The organism is Streptomyces sp. HUAS TT7 (assembly GCF_051550175.1).
Lineage (GTDB): Bacteria > Actinomycetota > Actinomycetes > Streptomycetales > Streptomycetaceae > Streptomyces.
The window spans coordinates 984,043-1,002,092 of the sequence record NZ_CP196175.1 but is presented as its reverse complement, the minus strand read 5'-3'; the positions used below and the strand labels follow the sequence as shown (position 1 = coordinate 1,002,092).

Annotated in this window: 11 protein-coding genes; 4 read left to right on the top strand and 7 right to left on the bottom strand. The window is 70.5% G+C overall.

The window, feature by feature from the left end; genetic code table 11:
- Positions 1-3 precede the first annotated feature (3 nt).
- Both glgB and manB read left to right on the top strand, forming a co-directional pair.
- Entirely contained in the window at positions 4-2,229 is a 2,226-nt protein-coding gene (gene glgB / locus ACSHXC_RS04685; RefSeq protein WP_438290319.1) for a 1,4-alpha-glucan branching protein GlgB, read from the top strand.
- Positions 2,222-3,580: a phosphomannomutase/phosphoglucomutase gene (manB, locus tag ACSHXC_RS04680; RefSeq protein WP_438290318.1), complete on the top strand. Its 1,359-nt coding sequence runs from the start codon at positions 2,222-2,224 to the stop codon at positions 3,578-3,580. Before glgB ends, manB begins: the two co-directional genes overlap by 8 nt.
- Here manB and ACSHXC_RS04675 read toward each other — a convergent pair.
- On the bottom strand, positions 3,558-4,913 hold the full coding sequence (locus tag ACSHXC_RS04675; RefSeq protein WP_438290317.1) for a helix-turn-helix domain-containing protein: 1,356 nt from the start codon (positions 4,911-4,913) through the stop codon (positions 3,558-3,560). The two genes, manB and ACSHXC_RS04675, sit on opposite strands and share 23 nt — an antisense overlap.
- A 463-nt stretch (positions 4,914-5,376) precedes the next feature.
- Between ACSHXC_RS04675 and glgA the strand changes: the two genes are divergently transcribed.
- Positions 5,377-6,573: a glycogen synthase gene (gene glgA, locus ACSHXC_RS04670; RefSeq protein WP_438290316.1), complete on the top strand. Its 1,197-nt coding sequence runs from the start codon at positions 5,377-5,379 to the stop codon at positions 6,571-6,573.
- Positions 6,574-6,618: 45 nt separating this feature from the next.
- Here the strand turns inward: glgA and ACSHXC_RS04665 are convergent, their stop codons facing one another.
- Genes ACSHXC_RS04665 through ACSHXC_RS04655 form a run of 3 tightly spaced genes read right to left on the bottom strand, consistent with a single transcriptional unit; the run spans position 6,619 to position 10,591 of the window.
- On the bottom strand, positions 6,619-8,718 hold the full coding sequence (locus ACSHXC_RS04665; protein WP_438290315.1) for a dipeptide ABC transporter ATP-binding protein: 2,100 nt from the start codon (positions 8,716-8,718) through the stop codon (positions 6,619-6,621).
- Positions 8,715-9,611 (bottom strand): ABC transporter permease, encoded by an 897-nt coding sequence (locus ACSHXC_RS04660; protein WP_438290314.1) that lies wholly within the window; start codon positions 9,609-9,611, stop codon positions 8,715-8,717. The genes ACSHXC_RS04665 and ACSHXC_RS04660 overlap by 4 nt, the downstream gene beginning before the upstream one ends.
- Positions 9,608-10,591 carry an ABC transporter permease gene (locus ACSHXC_RS04655; protein ID WP_438290313.1) on the bottom strand — a complete coding sequence of 328 codons (984 nt, stop codon included), beginning with the start codon at positions 10,589-10,591 and terminating at the stop codon, positions 9,608-9,610. Before ACSHXC_RS04655 ends, ACSHXC_RS04660 begins: the two co-directional genes overlap by 4 nt.
- 127 nt (positions 10,592-10,718) lie before the next feature.
- On the opposite strand from ACSHXC_RS04655, the gene ACSHXC_RS04650 reads away from it, so the two are divergent.
- Positions 10,719-12,416, top strand: coding sequence for an ABC transporter family substrate-binding protein (locus ACSHXC_RS04650; RefSeq protein WP_438290312.1), 1,698 nt, complete (start codon positions 10,719-10,721; stop codon positions 12,414-12,416).
- 66 nt (positions 12,417-12,482) lie between these two features.
- Here ACSHXC_RS04650 and ACSHXC_RS04645 read toward each other — a convergent pair whose 3' ends face one another.
- The 3 genes from ACSHXC_RS04645 to glgX are packed head-to-tail and all read right to left on the bottom strand — an operon-like array spanning position 12,483 to position 18,004.
- Entirely contained in the window at positions 12,483-13,682 is a 1,200-nt protein-coding gene (locus tag ACSHXC_RS04645; RefSeq protein WP_438290311.1) for an IS701 family transposase, read from the bottom strand.
- Between the two features lie 60 nt (positions 13,683-13,742).
- Positions 13,743-15,902, bottom strand: a complete 2,160-nt coding sequence (locus tag ACSHXC_RS04640; protein ID WP_438290310.1) for an AGE family epimerase/isomerase — start codon at positions 15,900-15,902, stop codon at positions 13,743-13,745.
- On the bottom strand, positions 15,899-18,004 hold the full coding sequence (glgX, locus tag ACSHXC_RS04635) for a glycogen debranching protein GlgX (protein ID WP_438290309.1): 2,106 nt from the start codon (positions 18,002-18,004) through the stop codon (positions 15,899-15,901). Before glgX ends, ACSHXC_RS04640 begins: the two co-directional genes overlap by 4 nt.
- Positions 18,005-18,050 lie beyond the last annotated feature (46 nt).

Below are 18,050 nucleotides of genomic sequence, written 5' to 3'. Positions count from 1 at the left end.
CCCGTGCTCCAGACACGGCACTTGACGACCCGCATGGCTGACGCCGAGCTTGACCGGCTGCTCGCGGGGGCGCACCACGACCCGCACGGCGTGCTCGGCGCGCATCCGGTCGCGGACGGTGTCGCGGTCAGAGTGCTGCGCCCGCTCGCCCGCGGCGTGACGGCGGTCACCGCGGACGGAGCCCGGGTCGAACTCGCCCACCAGCGCGACGGGTTGTTCACCGGCCTCCTTCCGGGCACCGCGGTGCCCGCCTACCGGCTCCACGTCACCTACGGCGAGCGCGAGGAGAGCCACGAGGACGGCTACCGCTTCCTGCCCACCCTCGGCGACCTCGACCTCCACCTCATCGCGGAGGGCCGGCACTGGGAGCTGTGGCGGGCGCTCGGCTCCCGGGTCCGCACCCTCGAAGGCGTCACCGGAACCACCTTCGCGGTGTGGGCACCCAATGCCCAAGGGGTGCGCGTCATCGGCGACTTCAACGGCTGGAACGGTGCCGCGCACCCCATGCGTTCGCTCGGCTCCAGCGGCGTGTGGGAGCTGTTCGTGCCGGACACCGGACCCGGCACCCGCTACAAGTACGAGATCCACACCCGCGACGGCCGCATGCTCCAGAAGGCCGACCCGCTGGCCCGCGCAACCGAGTGCCCGCCCGCGACCGCCTCCGTCGTCCATGAGTCCTCGTACGTCTGGGGCGATGCCGAGTGGATGGCCCAGCGGGGCGGCGAGGACTGCCGCCAACGCCCGATGTCGGTCTACGAGGTCCACATCCCGTCATGGCGACCGGGCCTGACCTACCGTCAGCTCGCCGAAGAATTGCCGAAATACGTCGCCGGCCTGGGGTTCACACATGTGGAGCTCATGCCGGTGATGGAACATCCCTTCGGCGGCTCCTGGGGCTACCAGGTGACCGGCTACTTCGCCCCGACCGCCCGCCTCGGCACTCCCGACGACTTCCGCTACCTCGTGGACGCGCTGCACGGCGCCGGGATCGGGGTCATCGCGGACTGGGTGCCGGCTCACTTCCCGAAGGACGAGTTCGCCCTTTCCCGATTCGACGGCGAGCCCCTTTACGAACCCGCGGACACCCGGCGCGCCCATCATCCGGACTGGGGCACCCTGGAATTCGACTACGGCCGCCGGGAGGTGCGCAACTTCCTTGTCGCCAACGCCGTCTACTGGTGCACCGAATTCCATGTCGACGCGATACGCGTGGACGCCGTCGCCTCGATGCTCTACCTGGACTATTCCCGGGAGGAGGACGGCTGGAGCCCCAACGAGCACGGCGGACGGGAAAACCTGGCCGCCGTCGCCTTCCTTCAGGAAATGACCGATACTGTGCGCCGCCGCGCCCCGGGCGCCCTCACCATCGCCGAGGAGTCGACGTCCTGGCCGGGCGTGACCCGGCCCACGTACGAGGTGGGCCAGGACGGATTCGGCGGGCTCGGCTTCGACCTCAAGTGGAACATGGGCTGGATGCACGATTCGCTCGGCTATGTCGCCCGCGACCCGGTCCACCGCTCCTATCACCACGACGAGTTGACCTTCTCGATGGTGTACGCCTACAGCGAGGCGTTTGTGCTGCCGCTCTCGCACGACGAGGTCGTGCACGGCAAGCGCTCACTGGTCGCGAAGATGCCGGGGGACTGGTGGCAGCAGCGCGCGAATCTCCGCGCCACTCTGGGTTACATGTGGGCCCATCCGGGAAAGCAACTCCTTTTCATGGGCCAAGAGTTCGCGCAGGGTGAGGAATTCGACCACGACCGCGGGCCGCAGTGGTGGGTCCTCGACGAGGACTGGCCCGGCCACGCCGACCACCGGGGCATCCGCTCCCTGGTCAGTGATCTGAACCAGGTCTACACCGCGACCCCCGCGCTGTGGCAGCTCGACTGCGACCCGGCGGGCTTCTCCTGGATCGACGGATCCCGGGCCGAGGACAACGTCCTGTCCTTCGTGCGGTACGACGCCGAAGGCCGCCCGCTGGTCGTCGTCTGCAACTTCTCCCCGGTGGTCCGCACCGGCTACCGCATCGGCCTTCCCGACGCCGCCGCATGGACGGAGGTCCTCAACAGCGACGCCGAACGCTACGGCGGCAGCGGCGTGCTGAACCCCGGCGTCATCGTGCCCGAGCCGGTGCCCCGGCACGGCCGCGCACAGAGCGCCGCCCTCACCCTGCCCCCGCTGGCCGCCTTCTGGCTCCGCCCGAACCCCCAGGAGAGCGACGATGAGTGAGGTACGCGGCACGGCCGAGCGGATCGTCGGGACGTACGGCATCCGCGGCCGGGTCCCCGACGAGCTGGACCTGGGCGGCGCCTACCGGACCGGCACCGCCTTCGCGCTGCTCACCGGGGCGCCCGTGGTCGCGGTGGCGCACGACCTGCGCGGCTCCTCGCCGGCGCTCGCGGACGCCTTCGCCCAAGGGGTACTCGACCAGGGCGCGGACGTCCTCGACGCCGGACCCGGACCGGCGGACTGCCTGACCTACCTGTCGGGGCAGTTGGACGTGCCCAGTGCCCTGGTCGCCGCGGGCCACGGCCCCGGCGCGCCGCACGGCATCGGGCTGTGCCGGGCCGGCGCGGTGACGGTCGCCGAGGGCACGGGGCTCGAAGCGATCCGGGAGCGGCTCACGGGACCCCGCCCGCCGATGGCGGACGAGCCGGGCTCCACGGTCGCCGCACCGGTCCTCGACGACTACGCGCGGCATCTGCGCTCCCTCGTCGACCTCACCGGCATCCGGCCGCTGAAGGTGGTGATCGACGCCGCCCACGGCATGGCGGCGCTCACCGCACCCCGGGTGCTGCACCCGGAGGTGGAGCTCGTGCCCGTACGGTTCCTCGGAGCCAACGAGCGCTCATCACAAGGGAGTTGGGACCTCGGGGAGCGGGTGCGGCGTACGGGTGCGGACCTGGGGCTCGCCTTCGACGAGGGGGCGGATCGCTGTCGCGCCGTGGACGAGCGGGGCGCCGCCGTCCCGCCCGCCGCGGTCGTCGGCCTCGTCGCGGCGCGCGAACTCGCCCGGCGGCCCGGCGCCGCCGTGGTCCACGACCTCATCACCTCGCGCACCGCCGTCGAGGCGGTGGAGGCGGCCGGCGGCATCCCGCTGCGCTGCCGGGTCGGGCGCGCGGCCATCCGCTCGCTGATGGCCGAACAGGGCGCGGCCTTCGGCGGATCGCACGCGGGCCGCTACTACTTCCGCGACTTCTGGTGCGCGGACTCGGCCATGCTCGCTGCCCTGCACCTCGTGGCAGAGCTCGGCCACTCGGGCCGCAGGCTGTCGGAACTGGCGGCGGGCCACGACCGCTACCCGCGCTCCGGCGAGATCGGCATCCGGGTCGAGGACCCCGTGGCGGCCCTGCACCGCGTCACCGCGCACTTCGCGGCGACCGAGGCCGAACTCGACCACCTCGACGGCGTCACCGGGGAGTTCGGCGACGGCTCCTGGTTCAACGTACGCCCCGCGCGCACGGCCCCGCTGGTACGCATCCACGTGGAGGCCGAGACCCCGGCCGCGATGGAGACGCTGCGCGACCGGGTGCTCGGCGTGGTGACGGGTTCGGGGGCTAGCGCGACGCCTGCTCTCTGAGCGCGTCGCGCGGGCTGGGTGTGGGCTGGAGCCCGGTCGCGGAGAGCGCGGCGTCATAGGCGGCGAGGGCCTGCTTGGAGTGTCCCTCGTCCCTCCACAGGTCACCGATACGGCGCCAGTACGTGGCGGTCTCGTGCGAAGCGGGGAAATGCCGCAACTGACGGGCGGCCGCTTCGAGCACCTGCTTGCCGAGGTCGCTCTCCTGCCGCAGGAAGTGAAGTTGGGCCAGGGTGATGCGGGCGGAGACGGCGAGGACGCGGGGCTCGGTGCCGAGCAGGCCGAGGGCGCGCTCGGCGTGGGCGGCCGCCTCGTCCCAGTTGCCGAGCATGGTGTCGGCTCGGGCCAGGTTGAGTTCGCAGCGGGCGAGCTCGTCGGCGTTGCCGGCCTCCGCCAGCGACTGCTGGGCTTCTTCCAGGAGGTCCTTGGCCCGGGCGGCGTCGCCGGACTCGGTCTGCAGCAGCAGCCACCCGTAGTTCATCTTGAGCATGGCGACGTGGCGTACGTTGTCGTCCTCGGCCATCATCGCCAGGGCGCGCTCGGTCAGCGCCAGCGCCTCGGCCAGTTGGCCGCGGGACTGGGCGACCAGGCCTGCGTTCCAGTACACGGCCCCCCGCGCGGCGCGCGCACCCTGCTTCTCGGCCACGGGGATGAGGCGCTGCGCCAGCAGATGGGCCCGGGCGTGGTCGCCACGCTGGCGGTAGGAGCCCATGAGGGTCGATCCGAGCTGAATGTGATCCACCGTCACATCCAGGCCCAGCGAGTCCAGTTTGCTCATGGCCCGCTCGCCGATCTCGATGCTGACCGTGATGTCGCCCATGTTGCGGTAGCAGCGGCAGAGCGCCACAGCCGTACGGCACCATTCGTCCGATCCCGCCGCGAGCCCGCGGTCGGCGAAGATCTCCTCAAGGAGGGGGATCGCGGCCTCCAGACGCCCGAGCTTCTCCAGCGCCGCGGCCTGCCCCATGCGCGCCCGCCGTTTCATCGCGGCGTCCAGGGGCAACGCGCCGCCGAGGAGTTCGCTGAAGGTCTGCAGCGCCTCGCCGTCGGCCCCGTTGCGCAAGGCCATGTCGCCGAAGGCCAGCTTGAGTCGGGCCTCCTTCATCTCATGCTGGTCGCGGCCGGTGCGGAGGTATTCGGCGGAGGATCCCAGTTTCTCGGCCAGGGCCCCCAGGACCGCGTCGGAGGGCGCCCGCTTGCCGGCCTCGATCAGCGACACATAGCTGGTGGAGATCTCTTCGGATGCGAGGTCCTGCTGCTTCAGCCCGCGCCGGATCCGGAGCTCCCGGATGCGCTGCCCAAGGCCGACGGGTGAGGAAGGCTCAGAGTGATCCACGGTGACTCCTTGAGCAACGAGGCTTGACTCAGATCATTACAGCTGATGCTACCCGGAAGTCAGGTGCCCGCAAGGGCTTCGGGCGTGGGGTTTGGGGCGAACTGGGCGTGACTTGGCTGCTTTCGGGCCCCGTTGCGCGGGTTATTCGGAATTCCCTCTTCCGTAACAGTCAAGATCGCTCATTACCCAAACAAGACTTGACTGAAAAGGTCACGCCTGGTTGACTCATTGAGTCAAATTGAGCTGTCCGGGGAGGGGATATTTCAATGGGATCGAAGCAGATTTGGCTGATCGTTGTCGCCGTATTCTCTGTGGGGGTATTTATCAGTGGGGTCCTGATGCGTGAATCAGGTGCTGCCTCGATATCGCCTGGCTATCAGCGTTCCCACGTGGAGGCGGTGCACGCGGACGGGGGAACGTGCTGCTGAACCGGCTTGACAGGCGGACATCGGAAGGAGAGGGAATGCGCATCGATCTACTCACCCGTGAATATCCCCCCGAGGTCTACGGCGGAGCCGGCGTTCACGTGGCCGAGCTGACGCGGGGGCTGCGCCGGCTCGCTGACGTACAAGTGCGGTGTCTGGGAACGGCCAGAACGGAACCCGGCGTTGACGCATACGAGCCACCGGCCCGCCTCGCCGTGGTGGACGCCGCGCTGGGATTCCTCGGGGCAAACGCGGCGATGGCCGCCGACTGCGCCGGAGCGGACGTCGTGCACAGCCACACCTGGTACGCGAACATGGCCGGGAACCTCGGGGGCCTGCTGCACGGCGTGCCGCACATCATGACCCTGCACAGCCTGGAGCCGCTGCGGCCCTGGAAGGCCGAGCAACTCGGTGGCGGCTACGCCCTGTCGTGCTGGATGGAGCGCACGGCCGCACAGTCCGCGTCGGCCCTGATCGCCGTGTCGGCCGCGATGCGCGACGACATCCTGCGCGTCTACCCCGACGTCGACCCCGAGCGGGTGCACGTCATCCACAACGGCATCGACCCCGAGGCCTACCGGCCCGACCCGCGCCTGGACGCACTGGAGCGGTACGGCATCGACCCGGACCTGCCCATCGTGCTGTTCGTCGGCCGCGTCACCCGCCAGAAGGGTCTGCCGCACCTGCTGCGGGCCGCGTTCGGTCTGCGCTCCGACGCCCAGCTGGTGCTGTGCTGCGGACAGCCCGACACGCCCGAGATCGCCGCCGAGGCCGCGGAAATCGTCGAGGAACTGCGCACCGTACGCACCGGGGTCTTCCGCATCGACGGGATGCTGGATCAGGACTCCGTACGTCAACTCCTCACCCACGCAACGGTGTTCGTGTGCCCTTCGGTGTACGAGCCGATGGGCATCGTGAACCTGGAGGCGATGGCCTGCGGGACCCCGGTCGTGGCCTCTGCGGTCGGCGGGATCCCCGAGGTCGTCGACGACGGGGTGACCGGACTTCTCGTCGGGTTCGAGGCACGGGACGACGCCACGGGCGAACCGGTCGATCCCGACAAGTTCGCGGCAGGCCTCGCCGAAGCCGTCAACGACCTGATCGAGGACCGGGGCCGGGCCGCCGCACTCGGTGCCGCGGGCAGGGCGCGGGCGGTGGAGCACTTCTCGTGGGACAAGGTGGCCGAGCGGACCCTGGGGGTCTACCGCGACGCGGTCTCGGCCCACCGGGTGTGAACCCTCGGAGCCTGTGTCCGATCCGGACGGGGTACGGACACAGGCTCAGCGCACCGGGGGGTGTTCCTCCTGCTCCGGGCCGAGCCGGGCGGGCACCCCCTTCGCGTCGTACGGGAAGTGACAGGCCGAGGTGTGTTCGTTCAAAGGGTCCGCACCCGTCGTCGCCGGGGTCTCGCGCTCGCACCGCTGCCGCTCCTCGCCGAGGGTGGCGTACACCGCGCAGCGGCCACGGAAGCGGCAGCCCGTCGCGCGTTCCGACGCACCCGGAGGTTCGCCCGGCAGCACGATCCTGGCGCGGGCCCGCTCGGCCGCCGGATCCGGCAGCGGCACGGCGGACAGCAGGGCGCGCGTATAGGGGTGGCGCGGGCTCTGGAACACGTCGGTGACCGGGCCGCTCTCCACGGTCCGGCCCCCGTACATCACCACCACCCGGTCGGCGATCTGCCGCACCACCGCCAGATCGTGCGCGACGAACAGGCAGGCCGGGCCCTGCTCGTCGCGCAGCCGGCGCAGCAGATCGAGGATGCCCGCCTGCACGGACACGTCGAGCGCGGAGACCGGCTCGTCCAGGAGCAGCAGTTCGGGGCGTACGGTGAGGGCCCGGGCGAGCGCGATGCGCTGTCGCTGGCCGCCCGAGAACTGGTGCGGGCGGCGCTCCGCGTCCGGGGCGTCGAGGCCGACCCGGCGCAGGAGTTCGGGCACCCGCGCCGCGATGGTCTCCTTCGGGGCGCGCTGGGCGCGCAGCGGCTCGGCGACGATGTCGGCCACCCGCATCCGCGGGTCCAGGCTGGCCATCGGGTCCTGCACCAGGATCTGCACCGAGCCCCGCAGCCTGCGGGCATCGGCGCGGCTCAGCGCGGCCGTGTCGTACCCGGCGATCTCGACGGTCCCGGACTCGGGTGCGCCCAGCGAGATGATCTCCATCAGGGTGCTGGTCTTGCCGGAGCCCGACTCGCCGACCAGCGCCACCGTCTCGCCCCGGCGGACCTCCAGGTCCACCCGTTCCAGCGCGAGCCGGACCTCCGCCGGCCGCCCGCGCCACCGAAGGCCCGAACGTCCGGGCAGCGGAAACGACTTGGTGAGGCCCGCGACGCGCAGCAGGGGCGCGCCGCCCGGGGGAGTGCCGTGCAGCGGGGCCGAGGCTGGGAAGAGGTCGGCGGCCTTTTGTCCCGCGAGGGCGTCCGGGCGGACGCATGCCGCCAAGTGGCCGTCGAAACCCGCCAGTTCGGGTTCCCCGGACCGGCAGTCATCCGCCGCGAGCGGGCAGCGCGGTGCGAACGAGCACCCGGGTCCGGCGCTGCCCGGCGCGGGCGGACCGCCCGGTATCGGGGTCAGCGGCACGGCGGCGTCGAGGCGCGGCACCGAGCCGAGCAGACCCAGCGTGTACGGCATGCGGGGCCGCGTGAACAGGGCGTCCACCGGCGCCGTTTCGACGATCCGGCCCGCATACATGACAGCCACCCGGTCCGCCGCGCCGGCGATCACCCCCAGGTCGTGGCTGACCAGGAGCAGCGCCGCGCCGGTCGCCCGGCGGGCGTGCTCCAGGGCGGCCAGGACCTGTGCCTGGACCGTGGCGTCCAAGGCGCTGGTGGGCTCGTCGGCCACGATGACGTCGGGGTCGTTGGCGGTCGCCATGGCGATCATGGCGCGCTGGCGCAGTCCGCCGGAGAGCTCATGGGGGTACGAGCGCGCGATGCGGGACGGGTCCGGTACGCCCACGCCTTCCAGGAGCTCCAAGGCGCGCCCCCGCGCCAACTCCCTTGTAGGACGTGGACGTTCATGGATGCGCAGGACTTCGCCGATCTGGTCGCCGATGTGCTGGGCCGGGTTGAAGGCCGCGAGCGGGTCCTGGAACACCATCGCGATCCGGCTCCCGCGCAGCCGGGCGAGGTCGCGCACCGGCAGGCCGACCAGCTCGGTGCCGAGCAGCCGCACCGAGCCGGTCACCCGCGCGCCCGGCGGAAGCAGCCCGAGCAGGGCGAGCGCGGTCGCGGTCTTGCCGGCCCCGGACTCGCCGACCAGGCCGAGGACTTCGCCGCGCCGCAGGGTGAACCCCACCCCGCGCACGACCGGCAGTGGCGTACGGGAGGAGCCCGCGTACGACACGTGCAGGTCCTGGACGTCGAGCACCGTGGCGGCCGTCATCGCAGGGCCTGAGCCCGGTCGGACCCGAGGTCGAGAATGTCCCGCAGCGCGTCGCCCACCAGGTGCACCGCGAGGACGAAGAGCAGCAGCAGGCCGGCCGGGAAGAGGAACATCCACGGGCAGGTCAGCGCCACATCGGTGCCGGAGGCTATGAGCGTGCCCAGGGACACGTCCGGCGGCTGCACCCCGAACCCGAAGTACGACAGGCCCGTCTCGCTGATCACGGCGGCGGCCACCGCCACGGTCGCGTCCGTGATCAGGAACGAGGCCAGGTGCGGCAGGACGTGCCGCACGATGATCCGGAACGGCCCGACGCCCATGTGGTGCGCGGCGGCGACGAAGGGCCGCTCCCGCAGCGAGAGCGTCATGATCCGTACCGCCCGCGCCGTGATCATCCAGCCGAGCGCGGCCAGGAGCCCCGCGAACGCCGGCCAGCCAAGGCCGCGCAGCCTCGGCGCGAGCAGCACCAGGAGCAGAAAGCCCGGAATCACCAGCATCAGGTCGACCACGAACATGAGCACCCGGTCCACCCAGCCGCCGAAGTACCCCGCGCAGGTCCCGAAGGCCGCCCCGAGCGTCGTACTGGCCAGGGCCACAAGGGCGCCGATGAGCAGCGACTTCTGCAGTCCGCGCACCGTCTGTGCGAACACGTCCTGGCCGATCCGGCTGGTGCCCATCCAGTGCTGGGCGCCCGGGGCGCTGCGCAGGGCCGTGTAGTCGATGTCGGTGTAGCTCCAGTTGGTGAGGTAGGGGCCCGCGTACGCGAGAGCGAAGAGGCCCGCGATCAGTGCGAGGCCGGTCAGGGCCCCGGGGGAGCGGAGCAGGGCCCGCCCGGTCGTGGCGCCGCGCCCGCGCAGCACGATCGCTTCCGTGTCCATCGCGTCCGTACTCATCGTGTGCGCACCCTCGGATCGAGCACGGCGTGCAGCACGTCCGCGACGAAGCCCGAGAGCAGCACGGTCGCCGCCGCGAACAGGTTGACCGCGACCACCGAGTTGATGTCGCCCTTCTGCGCCGAGTCCATGAACCAGCTGCCCATGCCGGGCCAGCCGAAGATCTCCTCGGTGAACACGGCCCCCGTGAACAGGGTCAGGAAGCCGAACGAGAAGAACGTGGTCAGCGGGATCAGCGAGGTGCGGAGCCCGTGCCGCAGCAGCGCCCGGCCCGGCGTGAGCCCCTTGGCCTGCGCGGTCCGCAGATGGTCGGAGCCGAGCACGTCGAGCGTGGCGCCGCGCTGGTAGCGGCTGTAGGAGGCGACCGCGCCGAGCGCGACCGTGGCCGCGGGCAGGGTGAGATGGACGGCCCGGTCCTTGAGATGGGTGGCGAGGGAGCCGGTGAGGCCGGGGGTGCGCTCGCCGGTGTAGCGGATCACCGTGTGGCCCGCGCTCTGGTTGAACCACAGGGCGCCCTCCTTGAAGAGCAGCGCAAGCACGAACGTGGGCACCGACAGGACCAGGAACGAGAACACGGTCAGCGCCCGGTCGGGCAGGCGGTGTCGGCGGACCGCGGCCCAGAGCCCGGCGAGCACGCCGAGCCCGGTGCCGACCAGGGTGCCGATGAGCAGCAGTCGGGTGGACACCCCGATCCGGCGGCCGAACTCCGCGTCCACCGAGCCCCCGTCCACCGTTCGCCCGAGATCGCCGTGGACGGCCCGCCACGACCAGTGCCCGAAGCGCTCCAGGACCGGTGTCCGGTCGTCGGTGCCGAGCAGCGCGAGCTCATGGTCGACCGTGGCGGCCGACGGACGCGGCTGACGGTCCTCGAAGTAGGCGCGCGGACTGAGCGCGGAGGAGGAGATGACGTACGACAGGAAGACCGAGAACAGAAGCAGGAGCGCGCCGTGGGCGAGGCGCTTGGACAAGCGGCCGACCAAGAGTGTCTCCTCAAAGGGGCGGGCGGCATGGACAGTTCACCGGCCTGACATGCCGCAATGCTAAGGTCCCAGCGGTAAATCGCAGATCAGTTCGGCTAATTGACGCGTCGTCAGGACGGAGGCTGGAGTGGCTCGGTTACGGGGAGCGCGGGCATGGGCGGCGCTGGGTGCGGCGGCACTGGCGCTCGCGGGCTGTACGACCTCGGCGGCGCCGCAGCACGGCGCGTCCCCCCGCACCATGAAGGCCCCCGCCTACGGAACCGAAGACATCGGCCGCCAGCCGCCGCAGAACCTCCGCCAGGGCGGCACCCTCACCCTCGCCACCTCCCAGTGGGTCACGCAGTACAACGTGAACCAGGCCGCGGGGACGATCGGCGAGGCCTCGGAGATCGACAGCCTGGTCGAGCCCAAGCTGTTCCGCCGTGACGCCAAGGGTGTCCCGCACGCCAACCCCGACTACCTGCTCTCCGCGTCCGTCACCACGACCTCGCCGCAGACGGTCACCTACAAGCTCAACCCGCACGCCCGCTGGTCGGACGGAAAGCCGCTCGGCGTCGCCGACTTCGAGGCCGAGTGGAAGGCGCTCGGCCGGGGCGACGACCGCTATCTGGTGGCCGATCCATCCGGCTACGACCAGATATCCGAGGTGCGCCAGGGCGGTGACCCGAGCGAGGTGCAGGTCGTCTTCCGTTCCCCGTACGCCGACTGGCAGCGCCTGTTCGACCCGCTCTTCCCGGCGTCCGCCACCAGCACGCCCGAGCAGTTCAACAACGGCTGGTCCGGGCGGATCCCGGTCACCGCGGGCCCGTTCAGGATCGCCTCGATGGACCGCACGACCCAGTCCGTCACGGCCGTGCCCGACCCCGCCTGGTGGGGCACCAGACCCCGCCTGGACAAGGTGGTCTTCCGCGCGCTGCTGCCGGCCGCCGCCCTCCAGGCCTACCTCAACGGCGAGATCGACGCGGTGAACGCGGCCACGGCCGAGGCGTACCAACAGCTCAAGCCGGCCCGCAACAGCACGGTGCGCACGGGCTCCGCCTGGGACGAGGTGCATGTCAGTCTCAACGGCGCGGGCGGCCCGCTCCAGGACGTCGAGGTACGCCACGCCCTCCAACAGGCCGTCGACCGGCAGGCGTTGGCGAACGTCGCGGCCGAGGGGCTGCCCGTCGGGGTGCCGCTGCTCGGCAATCACATCTTCATGACCAACCAGCCCGGATACGCCGACAACTCGGGCGAGTTGGGCAAGTTCGCCCCCAAGGCCGCGGAACAGCTTCTCGACAGGGCGGGCTGGAAGTCGCCCGGCCAGGGCAAGCCGCGCGTCAAGGGCGGGCAGACCCTCAACCTGCGATTCGTGATCGCGGAGTCCACCAACCGGCTCGGCCTCGACCTCGCCCAGCTGCTCCAGCAGATGCTCGCCCAGGTCGGCATCGGGGTGGAGATCCAGAAGGTGCCGGCCGACGACTACGGGCCGAAATACCTCGACGTCGGCAACTTCGACCTGGCGATCTTCCGCTTCACCGACCTCACCTACCCCAGCCAGTCGCAGGCCGTCTACCGGCTGCCGCGCGGCGCCCAGAGCTTCCAGAACTACGGCCGGATCTCGGACACCACGCTGGACAACCTCCTTCAGCAGGCCTCCGGCACCCTCGATCCGGCGCGCGCCGCCCAGCTGTACAACCAGGCCGACGCGGAGATCTGGAAGCTCGGCCACGACGTCGAGCTCTACCAGCGCCCGCAGATGATGGCGGTCCGCAAGGGCCTCGCCAACTACGGGATACCGGGCCTCGGCGACATCGACTTCGCGGCCGTGGGCTGGACGAAATAGCCAATGGCCGTCCGCAGGGCCCCAAGCGGGCCCGGCGGACGGCCGGTCGACTCACAGCTCAGATCATCAGGCGCCCTGTCCGCTCAGCCACTCCTCCTCGGTGTGCCTGCTCAGCGCGTCGAAGGCGAGCGCCGCCGAGGCGAGCGTGACGTGATGGTGCCAGCCGCGGAACGAGCGGCCCTCGAAGTCACCAAGACCGAAGTCCTCCTGCAGTCTGCGTAACCCGTCCGCGGACAGACTGCGCAGCTGCGCCAGCGGAATCGCCTCGGCGAGCCGGCGGGCCGGCAGATTGGTCAGCCAGTAGGAGCGCGGCGCGGGCCGGCCGTACGGCCAGTCCGTGACCAGGTGCCGGGGCCGCTGCCGGTGCACCGCGTGCTGCGGCCCGTCCGAGCACAGCAGCGCCGGAGCGGACAGGAACTGCGAGCGCCGCATCCGCTCCGTCGTACGGTCGTGCCAGGCGATCGGGGTGCGCTCGTCACGCCGCGCCACGTGCTCGGCGAGCTCGGTCACCGTGCCCCGCGTCGCCGGCGAGGCGGCATGCGGACGCGGCAGGGTGACGCCGGTGCTGGGCGACACCTCGATCAAGTAGCCGTGGCCGCGCGCCTCCAGACCCCGAAGGAGCGGTTCCACATCGCTCTCGGAGCGCCAGTCGGCGAGCACCGGCTGCGGCTCCAGGAACCACTCCTCGGTCATCTCGTCGAGGGCCTCCAGAACGTAGCTCCAGCGCGGCCGGCAGTGCTCCTCGTCCGGCAGATGGGCCTGGCCGCGCAGCCGCTCGTCCTGGTCCCAGCGCTGGGGGAGCAGCAGCCGCCAGTTCACCGGCAGGCCGCCGCCCGTCCCCACCAGTGAAGTGGCGTACGCCAGCTGGCAGTTGACGGTGCGCTGCTGCGACGGGGCGTACTGGCGGGCCACGCCGACCGAGCGGTCGCCGTTCTTCGCGAACACCACCTCGTCGACGGCCCACGCCTCGGTGCGGAACACCTCACCCGTCCGCTCGGCGATCCGCCGGCGGACCGGCCCCGAGTCCCACGGGCTCTGGTGGACGAACTGCTGGAGCTGCTGCACCGCCCGGTGCCCGAGCACGTGCTCGGAGATCCTGGTGGGCGTCTTGCGGCCCGGTACGTCGAGCAGCCCACGCAGATACACCTCGCCCCAGCGCCGCTGGTCGGAGCGCGTCAGCGCGACGAACAGGTCCTGGCAGTAGCCGGTGAAGTCCGCCGTGGCAGGAGCCCTGCGGGCGTCGGAGAGTTGGAGGATGGAAGACACGGTGCCCCCGGGAGTGTCCGAATCGATCGGTGTGCGCTGGAGCCCAGCGGACGAGAGAAGTCATTCATGGGCGCACTCGTCACCGCCCTCAAGCAGGAAGGCATCGGTGGAGAGCAGGGCGTCGGCGACGTCGGGCAGCGTGCACCCCACGATGACGAAGTCCGCGTCGAGACCGGCCTTGGTGCGCTGGAAGAGGAGCTCGTTGATGGCGGGCCGGCACATCTCGGTGACCTGGCACAGGTGGAACTCCACCCGCTGCGGCTCCGCGGCCATGACCTCGCCCAGAATCCGGCGGAACTTCTCCAGCTCGGCCGCGTCGATGACCCCGTCGCAGCGGACGTGCGCGGTGTCGCCGTCGAACTCGGTGCGCATCCGCAGCCGCATCTGTGCCGGCTCCAGCTCGACGCGCACCCGCACCGGCACGTCCCCCTCGGGCAGCTTGACGGTGAGCTCCTTGTTGTCGAAGCGGTGGTACGGCTCGCCGTCCACCCACACCCGGGTCAGCTCCACCGAACCCGCCGGCAGCAGATCGGGCGCGACCCGCAGCGTGCGGTCCGGAAGATCCGACGGGCGCGGCCGGAAGTGCAGCGTGAGCGGGTCGTTGCTGATCAGGAGGCCGGTGTAGACGGCCGCGAGATAGCAGAGTTCCAGCGAGTGGTAGCCGGCCATGGCGTGGCTGCCCTTGAGCCGCTCGGTGCCGAGCAGATACGGGATGCCGTTGGCCAGCACGTTGAAGTAGACGCCGCCGTCGTCGTAGTCGAGGAAGAACGCGTTGTAGAACGAGGCGGCTTCACGCGCGAGACGCAGCTGCTCGGGGTCGCCCGAGGTGCCGGCCAGGATCAGATAGGCGAGGATCGCCTGCTCCTGCTGCCACCACGCCTTGCGGTCGTGCCACACCATGCGGTGGATGCCGCTGTCCGGGTCGGGGCGCCGCTCGACCACGTCGTACCAGCCGCCGCGCAGCTGGTCGCTGCCCACGGCCGGCATGATCTCGCCGATCCGGTCGGCGGTGACGCCGTACTCCGTCTTGTCGTGCAGCGCCTTGATCCGGGTCAGGTTCCAGGCGATCTTCAGGTTGTGGCCGACCACGGCCCGGTCCTGCTGCCAGCCCCAGGTGCGGTCGGGACTCCAGTCGGCGTGGAAGCGCTCCTGCACGAACGGGCTGGTCTCCTCGTCGGGGAAGCGCTCGACGATGGTGTCCGCCGTCTCTTCGAGCAGCGCCGCGAAGTCCTCGCGGCCGGTGGCGAGATAGGCGTTGATCAGGTACGCGGGGGCGTGGTCGCCGACCGAGTTCCAGTTCTTGCGGGACCGGTTGCGGCCGAGCGAGTCCGCGTTCGGGTCGAGCGTGATCGGGTCCAGGTGCGAGAAGAACCCGCCGAGGCTCCGGTCCCTGAAGTACCGCTCGAACAGGGCCACCGTGCCGTCGATGTCGTTCAGGATCCGCGGGTCACCGGTGATGCGGTACGTCTGGGTGGGCCCGGCAAGCGCGTAGATCTGCTCGTACATCGGGATCGCGTCGAAGTCGTCGCCGAACTCCGAGGCGAACACCTTGCGCTGGCCCGTCCGGGTCACGTCGATGCCGTGGTACCAGTAGATGATCCCGTCCTGCGCGTCGGTGACCCGCATGTGCTCGCGCAGATACTCGGTGCCGCTCTCGGCGGCCTCCAGGAAGCGGTCCTCGCCGGTCAGCAGATACGCGGTGGACAGCCCGTACACGAGCCGCGAGATGGTGTCCGTCTCCTGGCGCACGTCCGCGCCGTCGAAGTCGGGCAGATGGGTGCCGCTGAGGGTCAGATGGGTGCGGAAGTTGCGCCAGTCGTACGTGCCGTCGGGGAAGTGCCCGCGCAGATAGAAGTCGGCTACGGCGGCGGCCTGCTGGACCCACCACGCCGGGTGCTCGAAGACGTAGGAACCGCGGCTCTCCTCGGGGAAGGTGATCTCCTTCGCCTCGAACCGCTCACCGCCCTCCCACTGGTAGGTGATCCCGTACGCGAACAGGTAGCGGCCCTCGGCGAGCATGTCCTGGGTGCTCGCGGTGGTGTCGCGGTAGTCGTCGCCGAGGTTGCGCACGATGCGAGAGGAGACATTGCGGGGCAGGTGGACGGTGAATTCCCGGTCGTCGGAGGTGCGCAGACCGAAACGGTGCTGGGTGGGGCTGTAGTACGTGACGTAGCCCGCCAGGGTGTCGGAGAACGTGCGGCGTTCGGCAGATCCACTCATCGAGAGGTGCCCTTCTCGTCAGGCAGGGCCGCCAGCAACACGACGCTGCGGCCGTGGGCGTGGAAGGTGTGGTCGTCGATCAGCTCCTCTTGTCCGGCGGGGAGGATGTCGTACGGACCGGGGCGCGCGGTGTCGAGCACGCGGTGCCAGCGGCGGCCGCGGATCCGGGGCAGCTCGAAGTCCAGGCCCAGGTGGTACATGTTGAGGATCAGATGCAGGTCGGGGTCCTGATTGAAGCCGCCGAGCGTGCAGGCCAGCACCCGGGCGTGGGTGTCCTCCCAGCCGGGCTGCTCCAGTTTGGTGCCGTGCCAGGTGACATCGGACAGCAGACGGGAGTTGAGGTGTCCGTTGTAGAAACGGGGTTCACGGAAGGTGCGGTAGCGCCTGCGGAGTTCGATCAGTCGTCGGGTGAAGTTCCAGGTCTCCTGCTCCTTCTCGGCCTGGTCCCAGTCGAGCCATGACGTCGGGTTGTCCTGGCAGTAGGCGTTGTTGTTGCCTCCCTGGCTGTTGCGGAACTCGTCGCCGGCGAGCAGCATCGGCACGCCCCGGCTGAGCATCAGCACGGCGAGCAGGTTCTTCATCTGCCGCACCCGCAGCCGCTCGACCTCGGGGTCGTCGCTGGGTCCCTCCACGCCGCAGTTCCAGCTGAAGTTCTCGCCGGCGCCGTCGGCCCCGGCCTCGCCGTTGGCGTAGTTGTGCTTCTCGTCGTAGCTGACCAGATCGTTGAGGGTGAAGCCGTCGTGGCAGGTGATGAAGTTGATGCTGTTGGTGGGCAGTTCGTGCTGCGGGCCGAACAGGTCCTCGGAGCCGCCGAGCCGGGCGGCGATGTCCCCCACGAGCCCGGCGTCACCGCGCACGAAGCGGCGTACGTCGTCCCGGAAGGGGCCGTTCCACTGCGCCCAGCGCTTCCCGGGGAACCGGCCGACCTGGTAGAGGCCGCCGCCGTCCCACGGCTCCGCGATGATCTTCGTCTCGGCCAGCACCTGCGACAGCTCGATCGCCCACAGCACCGGCGGCACCGCCATCTCGTACCCGAGCGCGCCACGCGACAGTTCGGAGGCGAGGTCGAAGCGGAACCCGTCCACATGGTGCTCGCGGACCCAGTACTCCAGGGACTCCAGGATGAACTTGGTGACCATCGGGTGGTTGGCGTTGACGGCGTTTCCACAGCCCGTGAAGTCCATGTAGTGACTGCGGTCCTGCGGCCACAGGTGGTAGTACGCCTCGTTGGCCTGACCGCGGAAGCTGATCGTCGGGCCGTACTCGTTGCCCTCGCTGGTGTGGTTGAAGACGACATCGAGAATGACCTCGATGCCCGCCTTGTGGAACGCCTTGACCATGTCGCGGAACTCGGCGATGTGGCCCGCGAGATGGGGCTCGGAGCAGTAGCCCGTGTGCGGGGCGAAGAAGCCGTAAGGGTCGTAGCCCCAGTAGTTGCGCAGCTCGCTGCCGTCGGGCCCGGTGCGCAGCACCTGCGTCTCGTCGAAGTCGAAGACGGGAAGCAGCTCCACGGCGGTGATCCCCAGCTCCTTCAGGTGCGGGATCTTCTCCGTCAGGGCGGAGAAGGTGCCGGGGTTCGCGGCGTGCGAGGTCGGTGAGGCCGTCGCGCCGCGCACATGCAGCTCGTAGATGATCGTCTCCGACATGGGGGTGCGCAGTGGCTCGTCGCCCTCCCAGTCGTAGTCGTCGAGGTCGACGACCAGGCTGCGCATGGAGTGCGCGACGTTGTCGTCGAGGCCGATGGCGTGGGTGCGCTTCCAGCGGCTGTTGATGTTGGCGCGGGCATACGGGTCGAGCAGCACCTTGCGGTGGTCGAAGCGGGCGCCCGACCTGCTGGTGTCGTGCGGCCCGTCCATCCGGTACGCGTAGACCTGCCCGGCGCCGAGTCCCCGCACATGGCAGTGCCAGAAGTGGAAGCTGCGGTGGCGGTCGGGGTGGAGCTGGATGGTCCGGGAGGGCTCGGGGTCGTCGCAGCGGTCGAACAGCAGCAGGTCCACGCGTGTGGCGTGCTCGGAGAAGACGGAGAAGTTCACCCCGTCGGCGTCGACAGTGGTCCCCAGCGGCTGCGGCCGTCCTGCGGTGATCTGCGGCGCCTCGGTCACGGGTGCCTCCCTGGTCTGATGAGTCTGATGACTCGACGTCAAGCGG